The following is a 15,805-nucleotide window of genomic DNA, read 5'->3' as shown; positions in this document are numbered from 1 at the left end:
CCCGCAGCACCAACGAGGACCAGGACACAGCATGGCCGAGCTCATCACCATCGACGACCCCGCCGACCCCCGGCTCCACGACTACACGGGCCTCACCGACGTCGAGCTGCGCCGCAGGCGCGAGCCCGCCGAGGGGCTCTTCATCGCCGAGGGCGAGAAGGTCATCAGGCGCGCCGGGCAGGCCGGATACGCGATGCGGTCCATGCTGCTCACGGCCAAGTGGGCCGACGTCATGCGGGACGTCATCGAGGCCGCCGACGCCCCCGTCTACACCGTCACCCCCGAACTCGCCGAGCGGGTCACCGGCTACCACGTCCACCGCGGCGCCCTCGCCTCCATGGCGCGCAAGCCGCTCCCGGACGCGGGCACGCTGCTGCGAGGCGCCCGGCGCGTCGCGGTCCTCGAAAGCCTGGTGGACCACACCAACATCGGCGCGATCTTCCGCAGCGCGGCAGCACTCGGCATGGACGCCGTCCTGCTCTCCCCGGACTGCGCCGACCCGCTCTACCGGCGCTCCGTGAAGGTCTCCATGGGCGCCGTCTTCTCCGTGCCCTACGCCCGCCTGGAGAGCTGGCCGCAGGACCTGGAGACGGTCCGGGCCGCCGGGTTCAAGGTGCTGGCCCTCACCCCGGCCGAGAAGGCCGTCTCCATGGACACCGCCGCACCGCACCGCCTCGACCGGGTGGCGCTCATGCTCGGCGCGGAAGGTGACGGCCTGTCCGCCCGCGCCCTGCGGGCCGCCGACGAGTGGGTCCGCATCCCCATGGCCCACGGCATCGACTCGCTCAACGTCGGCGCGGCCGCGGCCGTGGCCTTCTACGCCGTGACGGCGGGCCGCCCGGAGAGCTGACTCCCCGGACGGGACGTCAGGAAGAGCCCGGAGCCGACGGCGCGTCACCAGACGGCACCGCCGGGCCCTGTGACGTCGCGGGCACCTGGGGGAGCTCTCCCATGCTGTGCGCGGGGGCCTGGCAGCCCTGCGCCACGGTGATGCCCAGCGCGACCAGCAGCGTCACCACGAAGAAGACCGTCACGCGCTGCCGCAGCAGCCGCCGGTCCGGCCCCGGCCGCCGGGCGCCGGACCCCGTCCGCGCACCGGGCCGCGCCCCGCCGCGCGAGGCGCCACGCGGCCCGCCCGGCCGGCCCGCCGGACGCGGCACCGCGGGGCGCGCCGGGCCGCCGGACTGGCGTGGCGGCTGCGGGCGCGGCGTGGGTGCCTGGACCGTACGCCGCTCGGTGCGCTGCTCCGCGTACTCCGCGGCCCGCCGTCCCGAGGGGCGCTCGGGCTCCCGCCGCACCGGCGGATGCCTGCCGTCGGTCACACCGTGCGCCTCGCGCGCCGCGATCTCCTTCAGGCGCAACGACAACTGGAGCGTGCTCGGCCGCTCCTCGGGATCCTTGGCCAGGCACGCGTGCACCAGCGGCGCCAAGGCGTCCGGCACGGCCATGAGCTGCGGTTCCTCGTGCACGACGCGGTAGAGCATGACCTCCGAACTGCCCTGGCCGAACGGCGAGTCCGCCATCGAGGCGTACGCGAGCGTCGCCCCCAGCGCGAAGACGTCCGTCGCGGGCGTCACGGCGGCGCCGCGCACCTGCTCGGGTGCCAGGAAGCCGGGCGAGCCGACGGCCGTACCGACGTGCGTCAGCGTGCTCGCCCCGGTCGCCCAGGCGATGCCGAAGTCGATGATGCGGGGGCCCTTGGGCGACAGCAGGATGTTCGACGGCTTCAGGTCGCGGTGCACCACCCCCGCGTCGTGCACGGCCAGCAGACCTTCGGCCAACGCCGCCCCGATGGAGGCGGTCTGAGCCGCCGACAGCGGCCCCTCCTCGTTCACCTTGTCGTGCAGCGAGGGGCCCGGTACGTACTGCGTGGCGAACCACGGGCGGTCCGCGTCCAGATCGGCTGCCACCAGCCGTGCCGTGCACCCGCCGCGGATCCGCCGGGCCGCCTGCACCTCGCGCGCGAACCGCGACCGGAACTCCTGGTCCTCGGCCAGGTCCGGCCGGATCACCTTGAGCGCCACCCGCTGCCCGCGCCGGTCGGAGCCGAGGTACACCACGCCCATGCCGCCCGCGCCCAGCCGGCGGTGAAGCCGGAACGAGCCGACGACACGCGGGTCCTCGCGCCGGAGCCGCATCATCGCCATCTTCATCCCCGCTGCCCGGTCCGTCTGACGTGCCCAGCTTACGGATTGCCGGGCGCACGCGCTGATAGGCCGCGCATGCGTCGGCGACCGGTTTGCCGGAGCCCCGGGGAATCCCCGACGCCCGGTCCGGGGGAGCGGGTTGCTTCCCGCCGCGGTGGTCGCGATCCCCCAAGAGGCGGCCGGACAGCGGGGATTGGGCGGCTTCCCGGCCCGTCGGACGCGGCCCCCGCGGGCCCGGCGGACGCGGCCGGGGCGTGCGCGGCGGCCACCGGCGGGGGAGCGGAAAAAATGAAGATCAGTCAGCTGCGGCACGCACCGGAAGTGAGCGAAGTCACGCCCCGGCGGGCGTGCGGGCTCCGCGCGCCCCTTCCGGGAAGACCCTGGGGCCCGGCCCGCCGGTCTCCAACCAGAGGAGTAGCCGCCCGGGGCCGCTCATCCTCCGGGAGGCCCGCCAATCGGTACGAGGGCATGACGCCCCCGCGGCCCCCCGCGCCTAGGGTTTGAGGAAGAGCGGCGGGTGATGCACTCGTCCCCCGAGGTCAGACGCCCGCCGCTCGTCGATCACGGCAGGTGTGACCGGTGGCAGAGGGACGCGCGGCGGGAGAGGGCCATGGCGGAAACCGCAGGACGTTCGGTCATCCGGGCACACGCCCAGCGAGCCGTCGACGCCTTCGGTCCCCGTCCGTCCGGCACCCGCCACCCCCTCGTCGCGGCGGCCATGGTGCTGCCCCTCGCGGGATTCCTCGCCGTGATCTTCGGCGGCTGGGACGCCGTCGTCGTACAAGCGTCGTCCGTGGCCGGAATGCTGGGGCGCTGAGGCGCCCCAGGCCCGGGAGAGCGGCCCGGGCCGGGGACAGGACCGGCTGATCAGCCCCGTGGGGACGGGGGAACGGCGGACGGCACGAGGGGCCGGGCACCTGGGGAGGTGCCCGGCCCCTCGCGCGTTTCCGGCCGGGAAATCAGAAACACGAGAGCACGGAAAACGGCCGGAGGCCGGAGCTCGAAGCCCCGGCCTCCGGCCGATCGGTGTGCGCGATACTGGGATTGAACCAGTGACCTCTTCCGTGTCAGGGAAGCGCTCTCCCGCTGAGCTAATCGCGCGGGGAGATCCGTGCGGATCTCGGTGGACGATACTGGGATTGAACCAGTGACCTCTTCCGTGTCAGGGAAGCGCTCTCCCGCTGAGCTAATCGTCCGGGATGCTGCTGCGTGCGCGATACTGGGATTGAACCAGTGACCTCTTCCGTGTCAGGGAAGCGCTCTCCCGCTGAGCTAATCGCGCGGGAAGGTCCGTGCGGACCTTGGTGGACGATACTGGGATTGAACCAGTGACCTCTTCCGTGTCAGGGAAGCGCTCTCCCGCTGAGCTAATCGTCCTTGGAGGTGGAGACGGGATTTGAACCCGTGTAGACGGCTTTGCAGGCCGTTGCCTCGCCTCTCGGCCACTCCACCAGGAGTGCGGGGGTTCGGGAAGATCCCCCGGACTGCGAGCGGACGACGAGACTCGAACTCGCGACATCCACCTTGGCAAGGTGGTGCTCTACCAACTGAGCTACGTCCGCAGTGTCTGTCCGTTTCGCTTCCGCGTCCCGGCGACGTGTTGAACTCTAGCGGATTCCAGCGCCAGCTCAAATTCCGTTTCCGCAGCGTGCTGCGCTGATTGTCCGCCCAGGCCACCCGGCGTGGCCCCGCCATAGACTCGTTGACGTGCACAGCTCCCCTCCGGTGTCCCTCCCGATGGCCCGCTTCGGCGGCCTCCTCGCCACCGATCTCCGCGACGTCACCCGTGACCCGGCAGCCCTGGACTCCACGGGCTGGTGGGCGGTGGTCGCGGACTTCGAGGGAGGACTGCTGTGCGCCCGCTTCGCGGACGTACGGCCCGCGCCCGTCCCCCCGGCGGCCCCCGGCCGCTGGCACGGCCCCGCGCGCGAGGACTGGACGTCCTCCCTGGACCGGGCCGCCTACGTCGCGGGCGTGCGCCGCATCCGCGAGCACATCGCGGCCGGCGAGGTCTATCAGGCCAACCTCTGCCGCGTCCTCAGCGCGCCCCTGCCGGAGACCGCCGACGGCACCCCCGCCGACATCGACGCCCTGACCGCCCTCCTCGCCCACGGCAACCCCGCCCCCTACGCGGGCACCGTCCGCCTCCCCGCCCACGGCGTGGAGGTCGCGACCGCCTCCCCGGAGCTCTATCTGCGCCGGAGCGGCCGCACGGTGGAATCCGGGCCCATCAAGGGCACTGGCCGCACCGCGGCGGACCTGCTGGAGAAGGACCACGCCGAGAACGTCATGATCGTGGACCTCGTCCGCAACGACCTCGGGCGCGTCTGCGCCACCGGATCCGTGACCGTGCCCGCGCTCTGCGCGGTCGAGCCGCACCCCGGCCTCGTCCACCTCGTCTCCACCGTCCGGGGCACCCTCGCCGACGGCGCCGGATGGGCCCGGCTCTTCGCCGCGACCTTCCCGCCCGGCTCGGTCACCGGCGCCCCCAAGTCCAGCGCCATGGACATCATCCGCTCCCTGGAGACCGCGCCCCGCGGCCCCTACTGCGGCGGCGTCGGCTGGGTCGACGCCGACCGCGGCACCGGGGAACTCGCCGTGGGCATCCGCACCTTCTGGATCGACCGCACCGCCCGCCCCACCCTGCGCTTCGGCACCGGTGCCGGGATCACCTGGGGCTCCGACCCCGAGCGGGAGTGGGCCGAGACCGAACTGAAGGCGTCCCGGCTGCTCGCGATAGCGTCGGGCACACACCAGCCGCTCGGAGGGACGAAACGGTGACGATCTGGCTCAACGGTTCCCTGCACGACGAGGACAGTGCCCGCGTCTCAGTCTTCGACCACGGGCTGACGGTCGGCGACGGCGTCTTCGAGACGCTCAAGGCCGTCCACGGCCGCCCCTTCGCCCTGACCCGCCACCTCACCAGGCTGACCGCCTCCGCCCGCGGCCTCGGCCTGCCCGCACCCGACCTCGACGAGGTACGCCGGGCCTGCGCCGCGGTGCTCGACGCCAACCCCATGCCGCTCGGCAGGCTCCGGATCACCTACACCGGCGGCCTCGCGCCCCTCGGCTCCGACCGCGAGGGCACCACCCCCACCCTCGTCGTCGCCCTCGGCCCGGTCACCCGGCGGGCCGACACCACCACCGCCGTCACCGTCCCCTGGACCCGCAACGAACGCGGCGCGCTCGCCGGGCTCAAGGCCACCTCGTACGCCGAGAACGTCGTCGCCCTGGCCCGCGCCCGCGAACACGGCGCCACCGAGGCCCTTTTCGCCAACACCGTCGGCGACCTCTGCGAGGGCACCGGCTCCAACGTCTTCGTCGTCCTCGACGGGGAACTCCACACCCCGCCCCTCGCCTCCGGCTGCCTCGGCGGCATCACCCGCGCCCTCGTGCTGGAGTGGACCGGCGCCAAGGAGACGACCCTGCCCGCCGACGTCCTGGACCGCGCCGAGGAGGTCTTCCTGACCTCCACCCTGCGGGACGTCCAGGCCGTCACCGCCGTCGACGGCCGGCCCCTGCCCGCCGCCCCCGGCCCGGTGACCGCCAAGGCCGCGCGGATCTTCGAGGAGCGGTCGGCGGCGGACATCGATCCGTAAAGCCCGTGACGTACGGGCGCGGGACAGGTACAAAAAACCCGTGACCACCACCCTGCGCCCCACCGCTCCCGAACAGCGCACCGACGCCGGAGCCAGGTCCCGGTCGTACGAGGTCTGTGTCAACAGCAGACCCGTCGGCCGCATCGACCTGGCCACCGACGACCGGTTCGGTCCCCGGGCCGGCCGGATACTCCGGCTGGGGATCGACGAACGGGACCGGCACCGCGGGCGCGGCACCGTGGCCGCCCTCGCCGCCGAGGAGGTCCTGCGCGGCTGGGGATGCGAAAGCGTCGAGGTGTCCGTGCCCGCGGACGCCGGGGTGGCCCTCGGGCTCGCCGGCGCGCTGGGCTACGCCGAGCGCAACCGCAACATGACCAAGGCGCTCCCCGCCACCGCGCCCCGGCTGCCCGAGGGCACCGAGGGGCGGCGGATGACCGAGGCCGAATTCAGGCCCTGGGCGGAGCGCGGGCAGGAGCACTACGCGCAGAGCTGGATCGACCGCGGCGTGCCTGCCGGCCTGGCGCACGCCAAGTCTCTGGCCGACCACCGCAAGCTCCTGCCCGACGGCCTGGACACCCCGGACGCGGCGCTGCGGGTCCTCACCCACCACGGCACCCCGGTCGGCACGCTCTGGGTCGGCCGCCTGCGCGAGCCGGAAGCCTACGTCTTCGACGTCGAGGTCGCCGAGGACCACCGGGGGAGGGGACACGGCCGCTCACTCATGCTGCTGGCCGAGGCGGAGGCGCTTGCCGCCGGGGCGGCGGCACTGGGTCTGAACGTCTTCGCGGGCAACGCGGTCGCTTTGCGGCTGTACGAGTCGCTGGGCTACCGGAGCACGGAGCTCCACTTCTCGAAGCGGTTGCTGTAGCGGGTGCGAGGGCTCTCCGCGGGCCGTTGCCGCCTGCGGCGGAAGCGACCTTCGGTCGCGTCCTCAGACGCCGGACGGGCTGATGGTGCGGACCGTAGCCAGCACAATCAGCCCGTCCGGCGATTGAGGACAACGCGTGAAGCGTGTTGCTGGGGGTCTGGGGGCTTGCCCCCAGTTTCGGGAAGGGGCGGGGTAGGGGAACAAAGCCCGCCGCAGGCGCCAGCAACCCGCACCCCCGGACGCTATCCCGCCAGCACCCGATCCAGGATCCCCTCGACCCGCGCTCGCAGGCCGTCCTGCGACTTGCTGCCATCCAGAAGCTCGCCCCCGACGACATACGTCGGCGTGCCCTTCACACCGATCGCCTTGCCCTCCGCCTGGTCCGCGTCGACGATCAGCAGGTGGCGGCCGTCGATCAGCGCCGTGTCCACCTCGTCGGCGTCCAGGCCCAGCTCGCCCGCCACCTCGACGAGCAGCTCGTCGCCCCGGGCGCCCAGCTCCTCCGCACGGGCCAGCACCGCCTCCGCGTACGGCCAGCCCTTGCCCTGCTCGGCGGCCTCCTCGGCGGCCTGCGCGGCCGCGTAGGAGTGCTTGTGCTTCTCCAGCGGGAAGTGCCGCAGGCGGATGTCCAGCCGGTCGCCGTAGCGCTCGCGCAGGGCGCGCAGGTCGGTGAGGGCCGTACGGCAGTCCGGGCACTGCAACTCGCACCAGACGTCGAGGGTGGCACGCGCGGTGGTGCCGGTGTCGGTATCGCTCATGGGGCCAGTCTCCCAGCCGGGGCGGCCGGAGGGCGCGTCAGCCCTGGGGAGGAGCGAGCCCCCGAGATGACCCCCAGATCTCCCGGAGTCCCCGGCCGGCCGTGGCCGATGCGGCGCGGCCCGGTGCAGGATGGAAGGAGGCGCCCCGCCCGGGGAGCCCCGCGCAGCGCGAGAAGCAGGAGGAGCAGGATGCTGGCCTCGACGATCTGTGCCACGGCGGTGTCCGTGGCCGGCCTGGGCATCGCGGCGCTCACGGCGTACCGCAAGCGCTTCCTCGCCGCGACCCGAATAGCGGCGTTCGCCCTCGTCCCGGTCGGCCTGGCCATGACGGGGATCCTGCGGTGGCTCACCGGCCTGGTCTTCGACCCCGGCGTCTGGCTGGGCTTCGGCGTGCTGGCGCTCTCGGCCGTGCTCTTCATGATCACCAGGGCGGTGGAGCAGCGGCGCGGAGCCGACGGCGGCAAGGCCGGCCGCAAGGAGCGCAAGGCCGCCGCGGCGGCCGCGAGCCGCGAGGCGCTGGCCCCCGGCGCCTCCGCTCCGTCACTGGACCCGTCGCGCACGGTGACCCGACCTCAGGCCAAGGGCAAGCGGGCGGGCGGAGCTGACGACTTCTCGGATATCGAGGCCATCCTGAAAAAGCACGGCATTTAGCGAATCCGCCCCGGCGGCCGCCCACTTGTCGACCCGTCAGGTATAGATGCCCCGGGCGACGAATCCAGGGCCCTGAGGAAGTCGTTTTTCGCGCCCGCTCCCCAATTTCCCAAACCGATTTTCCGTGCGTTATTCCGGCCCTCTTCGCACGCCTCTGCGGAAGGGGCGCCTCCGTCAGCCCGTGGCTTCCTTGCGGCGGGCCCGGTACGCCGCGACGTGGAGCCGGTTCCCGCAGGTGCGCCCGTCGCAGTAGCGGCGCGAGCGGTTGCGGGAGAGGTCCACGAAGGCGCGCCCGCAGTCCGGCGCCTCGCAGCGCCGCAGCCGCTCCCGTTCGCCCGCCACCACGAGGAAGGCCAGCGCCATCCCGCCGTCCGCCGCGAGGTGATCGGCCAGGGAGGCGCCCGGCGCGAAGTAGTGCACATGCCAGTCGTAGCCGTCGTGATCGGTCAGCCGGGGCGTGGTGCCGGCCTCGGCCACCAGGGCGTTCAGCAGTTCCGCCAGCGCCGTCGAATCCTCGGCCGCGAACGCCAGTGCGAATCGCTCCCGCAGTGCCCGTACGGCCGCCAGATCCCGCTGCCCGAGGGCGCCGACCCCGCTGATGTCGTGCCGCTCGACGAACTGCCGCAGCTCCGCGAGGCCGGCGAGCGTGTCCGCCGGCCCGCCCTCGGGCCCCGCGGTCGCGGTGTTCACGAGGTCCACCACTGCGTCGAGCGCGCACCGGGTGTCGTGGTTGATCAGCACGGTTCGTTCGCTCCCTGGCCGACGGGGGTTGGGGCGGCATGTGTTCGATCGGAGGACCGACTCTAGCGGCTCCACAACGCGACGGCGCCGTCGCCCGCGGTGGATCCGCGGTGACGGCGCCGTACGGCCCGCACTGTGCGAGGTTGCGCACCCGACCCCCCGAGTGGGCGGGCGCGCCGGTGTCAGCCCCGGCCCGGGCTCAGCTCTCGGCCAGGATGTGCGAGAGCTCCGTATCCAGGTCGAAGTGACGGTGCTCGGTGCCCGGCGGCACCGCGGCGTCGGTCCGCTTCAGGAACGACTCCAGGGCCCGCGCCGGGGCCTCCAGCAGGGCCTCGCCCTCGGGCGAGCTCAGGGCGATGCAGACGACGCCCTGACCGTGACTGCGGGACGGCCAGACACGGACGTCGCCGGTGCCGGTGGGCCGGTGCAGACCCTCGGCCAGCAGATCTCTGGCGAAGACCCACTCGACCGTCTCTTCGGCTCCGGTGTGGAAGGTGGCGTGCACGGCATACGGATCGGCCGTGTCGTACCGCAGGCCTGCGGGAACAGGCAGTGAGGATTCGCTCGACACGACGAGGCGCAGGTGCAGCTCGCAGCTGACCGTGGTGTTCATAAGCGCCAGGGCCTTTCGCTCAGTGTGCGCTCGGGGATTCGCACGTCGGCGAAATCGACATGCCACCTACGGTGCCGTTGTAAACCCCTCTGACCGATTTAGGAGTGTTCGGATACCTCGTACGGCGGAGCCGTTCCCCGGCGAATACCGCCATTCCGGTGAGATCCGGTTCGGTCCGGTACGTTGGGGCGTATGAATGCGGAGAGTGACGAGCGGCGGCCCCACGCGACGGCGGCCGGCGGTCGGGCCGAGGCACCCGCGCCCGGGGAGCGGACCACGGACCGGCCGCCGGCCCTCGGCTCCCGGGCCCCGCACTTCGTCAAGCGCTCCCGCGCCCTGCACCTCAGCTGGCAGGCCGGGGTCTTCGTGGCCGGCCTCGCCGTGGTCGTCGCCGGCGTCATCATGCTGCCCCTGCCCGGCCCCGGCTGGCTGGTGATCTTCGCGGGCATGGCGATCTGGGCCACCGAGTTCGTCTGGGCGCAGCTCGTGCTCCGCTGGACCAGGCGGAAGGTCACCGAGGCCGCCCAGCGCGCCCTCGACCCCGCCGTCCGCAGACGCAACATCGCGCTCACCGTCACCGGCCTCGCCGTCGCCGGCGTGCTCCTGGGCGTCTATCTGTCCCGGTACGGCATGACCATGCCCTGGAACGCCCGCCGCTGAGCCCCGCCCCAGCCGGTACCGAACACCGTCTGACATGCGGTAATGTTTGCGGTGCGCCCGGGCGATTAGCTCAGCGGGAGAGCGCTTCGTTCACACCGAAGAGGTCACTGGTTCGATCCCAGTATCGCCCACACAGGACCGAGGGTCCGCAAGGTTCACCCCTTGCGGACCCTCGGTTTTTAGGTGTGTCCTGAGCCCATGCCCCTGCCGTCGGCACTGGCCGCCCCGAACCGGTATCGCTTCCGCGCCACGTGGACCTTCGCCGTCACACCCGACGTCCTCTACGCCTGCCTGGAGATCCCGGAGAACTATCCCTCCTGGTGGCCGCAAGTGCGGGAGGCCAGGCGCGTCGGCGCCGATACCGGCACCTTCCGGATCCGCTCCCTCCTGCCGTACGAGCTGGTCTTCACCGCCCGCGACGCCAGCCGCGACCCCCTCGCGCGCACCCTGCAGATGACCATGGGCGGCGACCTGGAGGGCTGGGCCCGCTGGACCGTCCTGCCGTACGGCCGCACCGGCAGCCAGGCCCGCTTCGAGCAGGAGGTCGAGGTGCGCAAACCCCTGATGAGGCGCTTCGCCATACCCGCGCGGCCGCTCTTCCTCGCCAATCACGCCTGGATGATGCGCGCCGGGCGGCGCGGACTGCGCACCCGGCTGGAGGCCGGGGCCGACCGAATTTGATGAAGCGCCGCCACGGCCTGTATTGTTCAACCCGTTCCCGGGGGAGACCCCGAGACACACACTCGGGCGATTAGCTCAGTGGGAGAGCGCTTCGTTCACACCGAAGAGGTCACTGGTTCGAACCCAGTATCGCCCACCCCGAGCAGGCCGGTGCGTCAACTGACGCACCGGCCTTGTGCGTTGACCGGCGGCCCGGCGACGGCTTGAGCGGCCCCCGCCGCCCCTCACGCCGCGGCGGGCAGCTCCGGACGCAGCGGCCACGCCGGGTCGCACGCCTCCTCCGAGCCGTTGCGGGCGAACCACGCCTGGAGCCCCCGCGCCTGTGCCGCGTGCCACACCGCCTGCCGCTCGTGCAGCTCCGCCGGCGTCAGCCGCTCCAGCCGCGCCGCGAAACGACGGCCCACCGCCCGCACGAGCCCCAGCGAGGCCAGAGCGTCCGCGGCCGCGTCGTGCGCGCCCTCCAGCTCCACCCCGTAGTGCGCGCACAGATCCGTCAGCGTGCGACGGCCCTTGCGATAGCGGTCCAGATGCTTGTCCAGCACCCACGGATCCAGCACGCACAGCGCGTTCGGCCCCAGATACCTCGCCAGCGTCGAGGCCCGGTGCCGCCGCAACTCCCGGTCCAGCAACGTCAGATCGAACGGCGCGTTCATCACCACCAGGGGTATGCCGCGCGCCGACTGCTCGGCCAGGGCCCGCGCCACCTCCTCCATCACCGGCGCCGGCCAGCGCCCGTTCCGCTGGAGGTGCTCGTCCGTCAGGCCGTGTATCGCTGTCGCCCCCGGCGGCACAGGAACCCCCGGATCCACCAGCCAGCGCGTCACCAGCGGCGTCGCCCCCTCCGACGACTGCGCCACCAGCGCAGCCGAGACGATCCGGTCGTGCTCGACATCGACTCCCGTGGTCTCGGTGTCGAAAGCGGCGAGTGGTCCCTCGAACCAGCACATGTGCCCAACTCCTCGCGCTTGTCTGTCGAATGGCGTGTTCTGGCCCTCCCCGCGAGGTGATACCCGGGTAATCCGCCACGTGAACCGCCCTTGTTTGCAGTGGAGTTGCAAAGGAGACAACACAGATGTACGGACCGCAGGGTCCGACGACGCCCGGAGGGATTCGGACATGGCCTTCCCGCAGCCCGAACGGGGCGGGCTGCCCCCCGCGAACGGGAGGCGAGACCGGCCGGAACCGCCCGCCCCCACGCGCGGCGCACTCGCCACCACCGCCTGCATGGAAACGCTTCAGGTCGGCTATCTGCACGCCGTCGCCGCGGCCGCCGGCTGCTCCCTCGCCCAGCCCTTCCCCGACTACGGCATCGACTGGCACGTCAGCCACAGCGCCCCCGGCCACAGCGTCGACGACGAAGTCACCATCAAGGTCCAGCTCAAGGCCACCTACCAGCTGGCCCCCCGGCCCGCCGCCCGCCCCGACCCCCGCCCGGCCAGACCTCCGGGCACCCGCCCCACCGACCTGCGCGACGCCCGCCCGGCCGCCCCCACCTTCGCCTTCACCCTCGACAACGACCACCTGGCGAAGCTCGCCCGCACCCCCGTCTCGGTGCACAAGATCCTCGTCGTGATGATCGTGCCCCGCGCCCGCGACGACTGGCTCAGCGCCGGACACGAGGGCCTCGAACTGCGGCACTGCTGCTACTGGACCAACCTCGCGGGACACCCGGTGACCGGCAGGAACAGGACCACCGTGCGCATCCCGACCACACGCATCTTCGACGACCGCGCGCTCTGCGAGATCATGACGCGCGTCGGGGCGGGAGGGAGACCCTGATGCACCGGCCGAGCCACCGCTCCGCACGAACCCCCGTCCCGCCCGACCCCGCCGTCCTCGGCGCCCTGCTCGCCCGCCACGGCTGGCGGCGGCGCGGCGGCACCCCCGGCGCGTACAGCCGCTGGACCCCGCCCGACGGCACCGGCACCAGCCTGCTGCTCCCCGAGAGCCGCGGTTACCCCGACAGCGCCGATCTGCTCACCGAGGCACTCACCGCACTCGAACGCAGCCCCGACCCCTCCGCGCGCGACATCCTCCTCTCCCTGCGCGTGCCCGGCGACGAGGTCCGCTGGCGGCGCGAGGTGCCCGACCCCGGAATACCGGCCGCCGTCTGGGCGGCCCAGGAGCGCTTACGGGCAGGGGCGCGCGCGATGCTGCTCGCCGCCGCCCTCGCCGCCCACGAACCGGCCGGCTATCACGGGGCCCGCCACCGCCGCCGCGCCGAGGCCGCCCTGGACCGGCTGCTCGTCGGACCCGCGCCCGGCGGCCGGGAGCTGACGGTCTTCGTCCCGGTCGGACCCGACGACCGGGACCGCACCGGCCGACCGGTCACCACCGCACTGCTCCGCGCCCTCTACGCGACCCGCGACGCCACCGACTACCAGCGCGCCACCGGCGGCCGGGAGGCGTTCGAGTCCGCCGTCGAGGCGGGGGTGTGCCAGGAGCTGACCGAGGCGATCATCACCCTCGTGCGCGGCTCCGAGGGCATCCGGATGGAGCTGCACTGGTCCCCGACGGCCGGTCCGCCCGAGGGCTTCGCCGCGCACCCCGAGCCGGTGGAGTTCTCGCCCGGCGACCTGCCCGTCCTCCGCGAGGCGGGTGCCCGCTACATCCGGAACGAGCCCTCGGTGCCCGTGCGGCTCACCGGCACCGTGGTGCGCATGCGCCGTGACCGGCCCGGTGGCGCGGGAGTGGTGCGGCTCCGGGTGCTCACGGGAGCGGAGGTCACCCAGGTGCGGATCGCGCTCGGCGAGGACGACTACCGCATCGCCGGCCACGCGCACCTGCTGGGACTGCCGGTCCGCGTGAGCGGGCGGCTGGAGAGCCGCGGCGGATTCCGGCGGCTGGCCGACGCCGCGGGCGTCATGCCGCTGACCGTGGACGACGCCGAGCGGGACCGCCTGCTGAAGACCTTGCAGGAGAATCCCGACTTCTTCGAGGAGAGCTGCGGGGACGGCTGACCGGACCGATTCCGGTGCCTCCCGCCTGCGGCGCCAAACCGTTTCGCGACCAGGGGGCCGGGCTCGGTACGATTCAGGCGCGCAGTGTCCACTGTCGCGCCCCTTCAGTCAGGAGAGACCGGTGTCAGACGTCCGTGTGATCATCCATCGCGATTCCGAGCGGGAAGAGCGCGTGGTGACGACGGGCACTACGGCCGCCGACCTGTTCGCCGGTGAGCGCACCGTCGTCGCCGCGCGCGTCGCGGGCGAGCTGAAGGACCTCGCGTACGTCGTCGCCGACGGCGAGGAGGTCGAGCCCGTCGAGATCTCCTCCAAGGACGGCCTGGACATCCTGCGCCACTCCACCGCGCACGTCATGGCGCAGGCCGTGCAGGAACTCTTCCCCGAGGCCAAGCTGGGCATCGGCCCGCCGGTCAAGGACGGCTTCTACTACGACTTCGACGTCGAGAAGCCCTTCCACCCCGATGACCTCAAGGCCATCGAGAAGAAGATGCAGGAGATCCAGAAGCGGGGCCAGAAGTTCTCCCGCCGCGTGGTCACCGACGAGGCCGCCCGCGAGGAGCTCGCGGACGAGCCGTACAAGCTGGAGCTGATCGGCCTCAAGGGCTCCGCCTCGCACGACGACGGCGCGGACGTCGAGGTGGGCGCTGGCGAGCTCACCATCTACGACAACCTGGACGCGAAGACGGGCGAGCTGTGCTGGAAGGACCTGTGCCGCGGCCCGCACCTGCCGACGACGCGGTTCATCCCGGCGTTCAAGCTGATGCGTAACGCTGCCGCGTACTGGCGCGGCAGCGAGAAGAACCCCATGCTCCAGCGCATCTACGGGACCGCCTGGCCGTCGAAGGACGAGCTGAAGGCGCACCTGGAGTTCCTGGCGGAGGCGGAGAAGCGCGACCACCGCAAGCTCGGCTCCGAGCTCGACCTTTTCTCGATCCCCGAGCAGATCGGCTCCGGCCTGGCGGTCTTCCACCCGCGCGGCGGCATCATCCGCCGTGTGATGGAGGACTACAGCCGCCGGAAGCACGAGGAAGAGGGCTACGAGTTCGTCTATACCCCTCACGCCACCAAGGGGAAGCTCTTCGAGACCTCGGGCCACCTCGACTGGTACGCCGACGGTATGTACCCGCCCATGCAGCTCGACGAGGGCGTGGACTACTACCTGAAGCCCATGAACTGCCCGATGCACAACCTGATCTTCGACGCGCGCGGTCGCTCGTACCGTGAGCTGCCTTTGAGGTTGTTTGAATTCGGCACCGTGTACCGCTACGAGAAGTCGGGCGTCGTGCACGGCCTGACCCGTGCCCGTGGCTTCACGCAGGACGACGCGCACATCTACTGCACCCGCGAGCAGATGGCGGAGGAGCTGGACCGGACCCTGACGTTCGTCCTGGACCTCCTGCGCGACTACGGCCTGAACGACTTCTACCTGGAGCTGTCCACCAAGGACCCGGAGAAGTACGTCGGCAGCGACGAGACCTGGGAGGAGGCCACCGAGACCCTGCGCAAGGTGGCCGAGAAGCAGGGCCTCGAGCTCGTCGCCGACCCGGGTGGCGCGGCCTTCTACGGCCCGAAGATCTCGGTTCAGGCCAAGGACGCCATCGGCCGTACGTGGCAGATGTCGACCATTCAGCTGGACTTCAACCTGCCCGAGCGCTTCGACCTGGAGTACACCGGCGCCGACGGCACCAAGCAGCGCCCGGTCATGATCCACCGCGCGCTCTTCGGTTCGATCGAGCGTTTCTTCGCGGTGCTGCTGGAGCACTACGCGGGCGCGTTCCCGGCGTGGCTGGCCCCGGTCCAGGCGGTCGGCATCCCGGTCGGTGACGCGCACGTCGAGTACCTGCAGGAGTTCGCGGCCGAGGCGAAGCGGAAGGGCCTGCGGGTCGAGGTCGACGCCTCGTCGGACCGGATGCAGAAGAAGATCCGCAACCAGCAGAAGCTCAAGGTCCCGTTCATGATCATCGTCGGTGACGACGACATGCAGGCCGGGACGGTGTCCTTCCGCTACCGCGACGGTTCGCAGGAGAACGGCATTCCGCGCGACCAGGCACTGGCGAAGCTGCTCGACGTCGTGGAGCGTCGCGTCCAGGTGTGACCTGATCCCCGCACCAGCGGGGTCAATGA

General features: G+C 72.2%; 16 protein-coding genes and 8 tRNA genes. 13 read left to right on the top strand and 11 right to left on the bottom strand.

Annotated elements, in window-relative coordinates; translation table 11 throughout:
* Window positions 1–31: 31 nt before the first annotated feature.
* Window positions 32–850: a TrmH family RNA methyltransferase gene (locus ACZ4A5_RS12705; RefSeq protein ID WP_398872894.1), complete on the top strand. Its 819-nt coding sequence runs from the start codon at window positions 32–34 to the stop codon at window positions 848–850.
* Between the two features lie 16 nt (window positions 851–866).
* On the opposite strand, the gene ACZ4A5_RS12700 is transcribed toward ACZ4A5_RS12705, so the two are convergent.
* Window positions 867–2,147: a serine/threonine-protein kinase gene (locus tag ACZ4A5_RS12700; RefSeq protein WP_467581925.1), complete on the bottom strand. Its 1,281-nt coding sequence runs from the start codon at window positions 2,145–2,147 to the stop codon at window positions 867–869.
* A gap of 610 nt (window positions 2,148–2,757) precedes the next feature.
* On the opposite strand from ACZ4A5_RS12700, the gene ACZ4A5_RS12695 reads away from it, so the two are divergent.
* Window positions 2,758–2,964 (top strand): hypothetical protein, encoded by a 207-nt coding sequence (locus ACZ4A5_RS12695; protein WP_398872890.1) that lies wholly within the window; start codon window positions 2,758–2,760, stop codon window positions 2,962–2,964.
* Window positions 2,965–3,176: 212 nt separating this feature from the next.
* Here the strand turns inward: ACZ4A5_RS12695 and ACZ4A5_RS12690 are convergent.
* From ACZ4A5_RS12690 to ACZ4A5_RS12665, 6 genes are all read right to left on the bottom strand, one after another.
* Window positions 3,177–3,248, bottom strand: a tRNA-Val gene (locus tag ACZ4A5_RS12690).
* A 23-nt stretch (window positions 3,249–3,271) separates the two neighbouring features.
* Window positions 3,272–3,343, bottom strand: a tRNA-Val gene (locus ACZ4A5_RS12685).
* A 14-nt stretch (window positions 3,344–3,357) separates the two neighbouring features.
* Window positions 3,358–3,429 (bottom strand) — tRNA-Val (locus ACZ4A5_RS12680).
* A gap of 20 nt (window positions 3,430–3,449) precedes the next feature.
* Window positions 3,450–3,524: transfer RNA gene (locus ACZ4A5_RS12675), tRNA-Val, on the bottom strand.
* Window position 3,525: 1 nt separating this feature from the next.
* A tRNA-Cys gene (locus ACZ4A5_RS12670) sits at window positions 3,526–3,599 on the bottom strand.
* Window positions 3,600–3,636: 37 nt separating this feature from the next.
* Window positions 3,637–3,709 (bottom strand) — tRNA-Gly (locus tag ACZ4A5_RS12665).
* A 175-nt stretch (window positions 3,710–3,884) separates the two neighbouring features.
* Between ACZ4A5_RS12665 and ACZ4A5_RS12660 the strand changes: the two genes are divergently transcribed.
* The 3 genes from ACZ4A5_RS12660 to ACZ4A5_RS12650 are packed head-to-tail and all read left to right on the top strand — an operon-like array spanning window position 3,885 to window position 6,614.
* The gene (locus ACZ4A5_RS12660) at window positions 3,885–4,928 is read left to right on the top strand and encodes a chorismate-binding protein (RefSeq protein ID WP_467581987.1); all 1,044 of its coding nucleotides are present in this window, start codon (window positions 3,885–3,887) and stop codon (window positions 4,926–4,928) included.
* Window positions 4,925–5,746: an aminotransferase class IV gene (locus ACZ4A5_RS12655; RefSeq protein WP_467581923.1), complete on the top strand. Its 822-nt coding sequence runs from the start codon at window positions 4,925–4,927 to the stop codon at window positions 5,744–5,746. Before ACZ4A5_RS12660 ends, ACZ4A5_RS12655 begins: the two co-directional genes overlap by 4 nt.
* A 40-nt stretch (window positions 5,747–5,786) precedes the next feature.
* A complete protein-coding gene (locus ACZ4A5_RS12650) occupies window positions 5,787–6,614 on the top strand; it encodes a GNAT family N-acetyltransferase (protein WP_467581922.1) in 828 nt (275 codons plus the stop codon).
* A 242-nt stretch (window positions 6,615–6,856) separates the two neighbouring features.
* Here ACZ4A5_RS12650 and ACZ4A5_RS12645 read toward each other — a convergent pair whose 3' ends face one another.
* Window positions 6,857–7,372: a DsbA family protein gene (locus ACZ4A5_RS12645; protein ID WP_467581920.1), complete on the bottom strand. Its 516-nt coding sequence runs from the start codon at window positions 7,370–7,372 to the stop codon at window positions 6,857–6,859.
* Window positions 7,373–7,561: 189 nt separating this feature from the next.
* On the opposite strand from ACZ4A5_RS12645, the gene ACZ4A5_RS12640 reads away from it, so the two are divergent.
* A complete protein-coding gene (locus ACZ4A5_RS12640; RefSeq protein ID WP_467581918.1) occupies window positions 7,562–8,023 on the top strand; it encodes a hypothetical protein in 462 nt (153 codons plus the stop codon).
* Window positions 8,024–8,197: 174 nt separating this feature from the next.
* Here the strand turns inward: ACZ4A5_RS12640 and ACZ4A5_RS12635 are convergent, their stop codons facing one another.
* Both ACZ4A5_RS12635 and ACZ4A5_RS12630 read right to left on the bottom strand, forming a co-directional pair.
* Window positions 8,198–8,764, bottom strand: a complete 567-nt coding sequence (locus tag ACZ4A5_RS12635) for a CGNR zinc finger domain-containing protein (RefSeq protein WP_467581916.1) — start codon at window positions 8,762–8,764, stop codon at window positions 8,198–8,200.
* A 199-nt stretch (window positions 8,765–8,963) separates the two neighbouring features.
* On the bottom strand, window positions 8,964–9,377 hold the full coding sequence (locus ACZ4A5_RS12630) for an SsgA family sporulation/cell division regulator (RefSeq protein WP_003959770.1): 414 nt from the start codon (window positions 9,375–9,377) through the stop codon (window positions 8,964–8,966).
* A 192-nt stretch (window positions 9,378–9,569) separates the two neighbouring features.
* Here ACZ4A5_RS12630 and ACZ4A5_RS12625 point away from each other — a divergent pair, with 192 nt between their 5' ends.
* The 4 genes from ACZ4A5_RS12625 to ACZ4A5_RS12610 all read left to right on the top strand — a co-directional run bounded on the left by ACZ4A5_RS12625 (window position 9,570) and on the right by ACZ4A5_RS12610 (window position 10,854).
* Window positions 9,570–10,037, top strand: coding sequence for a TIGR02611 family protein (locus tag ACZ4A5_RS12625; RefSeq protein WP_467581914.1), 468 nt, complete (start codon window positions 9,570–9,572; stop codon window positions 10,035–10,037).
* A gap of 59 nt (window positions 10,038–10,096) precedes the next feature.
* Window positions 10,097–10,168: transfer RNA gene (locus ACZ4A5_RS12620), tRNA-Val, on the top strand.
* Window positions 10,169–10,235: 67 nt separating this feature from the next.
* Window positions 10,236–10,718: an SRPBCC family protein gene (locus tag ACZ4A5_RS12615; protein ID WP_467581912.1), complete on the top strand. Its 483-nt coding sequence runs from the start codon at window positions 10,236–10,238 to the stop codon at window positions 10,716–10,718.
* Between the two features lie 64 nt (window positions 10,719–10,782).
* Window positions 10,783–10,854, top strand: a tRNA-Val gene (locus tag ACZ4A5_RS12610).
* A gap of 88 nt (window positions 10,855–10,942) precedes the next feature.
* Here ACZ4A5_RS12610 and ACZ4A5_RS12605 read toward each other — a convergent pair.
* The gene (locus tag ACZ4A5_RS12605; protein WP_467581910.1) at window positions 10,943–11,665 is read right to left on the bottom strand and encodes an exonuclease domain-containing protein; all 723 of its coding nucleotides are present in this window, start codon (window positions 11,663–11,665) and stop codon (window positions 10,943–10,945) included.
* Between the two features lie 169 nt (window positions 11,666–11,834).
* Between ACZ4A5_RS12605 and ACZ4A5_RS12600 the strand changes: the two genes are divergently transcribed.
* From ACZ4A5_RS12600 to thrS, 3 genes are all read left to right on the top strand, one after another.
* Window positions 11,835–12,497, top strand: a complete 663-nt coding sequence (locus ACZ4A5_RS12600; protein WP_467581908.1) for a DUF4365 domain-containing protein — start codon at window positions 11,835–11,837, stop codon at window positions 12,495–12,497.
* The gene (locus ACZ4A5_RS12595) at window positions 12,497–13,678 is read left to right on the top strand and encodes a hypothetical protein (protein ID WP_467581907.1); all 1,182 of its coding nucleotides are present in this window, start codon (window positions 12,497–12,499) and stop codon (window positions 13,676–13,678) included. The genes ACZ4A5_RS12600 and ACZ4A5_RS12595 overlap by 1 nt, the downstream gene beginning before the upstream one ends.
* Before the next feature lie 121 nt (window positions 13,679–13,799).
* A complete protein-coding gene (gene thrS / locus ACZ4A5_RS12590) occupies window positions 13,800–15,776 on the top strand; it encodes a threonine--tRNA ligase (RefSeq protein WP_467581905.1) in 1,977 nt (658 codons plus the stop codon).
* Window positions 15,777–15,805: the final 29 nt, after the last annotated feature.

The sequence above is a fragment of the Streptomyces sp. NPDC025618 genome (assembly GCF_055558795.1).
Note: the sequence above shows the minus strand (reverse complement) of the source record. Positions and strands in the feature narration are given on the sequence as shown.

What these genes read in the sequence shown, in the direction of transcription:
- ACZ4A5_RS12705 (WP_398872894.1), top strand. Translation starts at nt 32, where the DNA reads ATGGCCGAGCTCATCACCATCGACGACCCCGCCGACCCCCGGCTCCAC.
- ACZ4A5_RS12700 (WP_467581925.1), bottom strand. Translation starts at nt 2,147, where the DNA reads ATGGCGATGATGCGGCTCCGGCGCGAGGACCCGCGTGTCGTCGGCTCG.
- ACZ4A5_RS12695 (WP_398872890.1), top strand. Translation starts at nt 2,758, where the DNA reads ATGGCGGAAACCGCAGGACGTTCGGTCATCCGGGCACACGCCCAGCGA.
- ACZ4A5_RS12660 (WP_467581987.1), top strand. Translation starts at nt 3,885, where the DNA reads ATGGCCCGCTTCGGCGGCCTCCTCGCCACCGATCTCCGCGACGTCACC.
- ACZ4A5_RS12645 (WP_467581920.1), bottom strand. Translation starts at nt 7,372, where the DNA reads ATGAGCGATACCGACACCGGCACCACCGCGCGTGCCACCCTCGACGTC.
- ACZ4A5_RS12640 (WP_467581918.1), top strand. Translation starts at nt 7,562, where the DNA reads ATGCTGGCCTCGACGATCTGTGCCACGGCGGTGTCCGTGGCCGGCCTG.
- ACZ4A5_RS12630 (WP_003959770.1), bottom strand. Translation starts at nt 9,377, where the DNA reads ATGAACACCACGGTCAGCTGCGAGCTGCACCTGCGCCTCGTCGTGTCG.
- ACZ4A5_RS12625 (WP_467581914.1), top strand. Translation starts at nt 9,570, where the DNA reads ATGAATGCGGAGAGTGACGAGCGGCGGCCCCACGCGACGGCGGCCGGC.
- ACZ4A5_RS12615 (WP_467581912.1), top strand. Translation starts at nt 10,236, where the DNA reads ATGCCCCTGCCGTCGGCACTGGCCGCCCCGAACCGGTATCGCTTCCGC.
- ACZ4A5_RS12605 (WP_467581910.1), bottom strand. Translation starts at nt 11,665, where the DNA reads ATGTGCTGGTTCGAGGGACCACTCGCCGCTTTCGACACCGAGACCACG.
- ACZ4A5_RS12600 (WP_467581908.1), top strand. Translation starts at nt 11,835, where the DNA reads ATGGCCTTCCCGCAGCCCGAACGGGGCGGGCTGCCCCCCGCGAACGGG.
- ACZ4A5_RS12595 (WP_467581907.1), top strand. Translation starts at nt 12,497, where the DNA reads ATGCACCGGCCGAGCCACCGCTCCGCACGAACCCCCGTCCCGCCCGAC.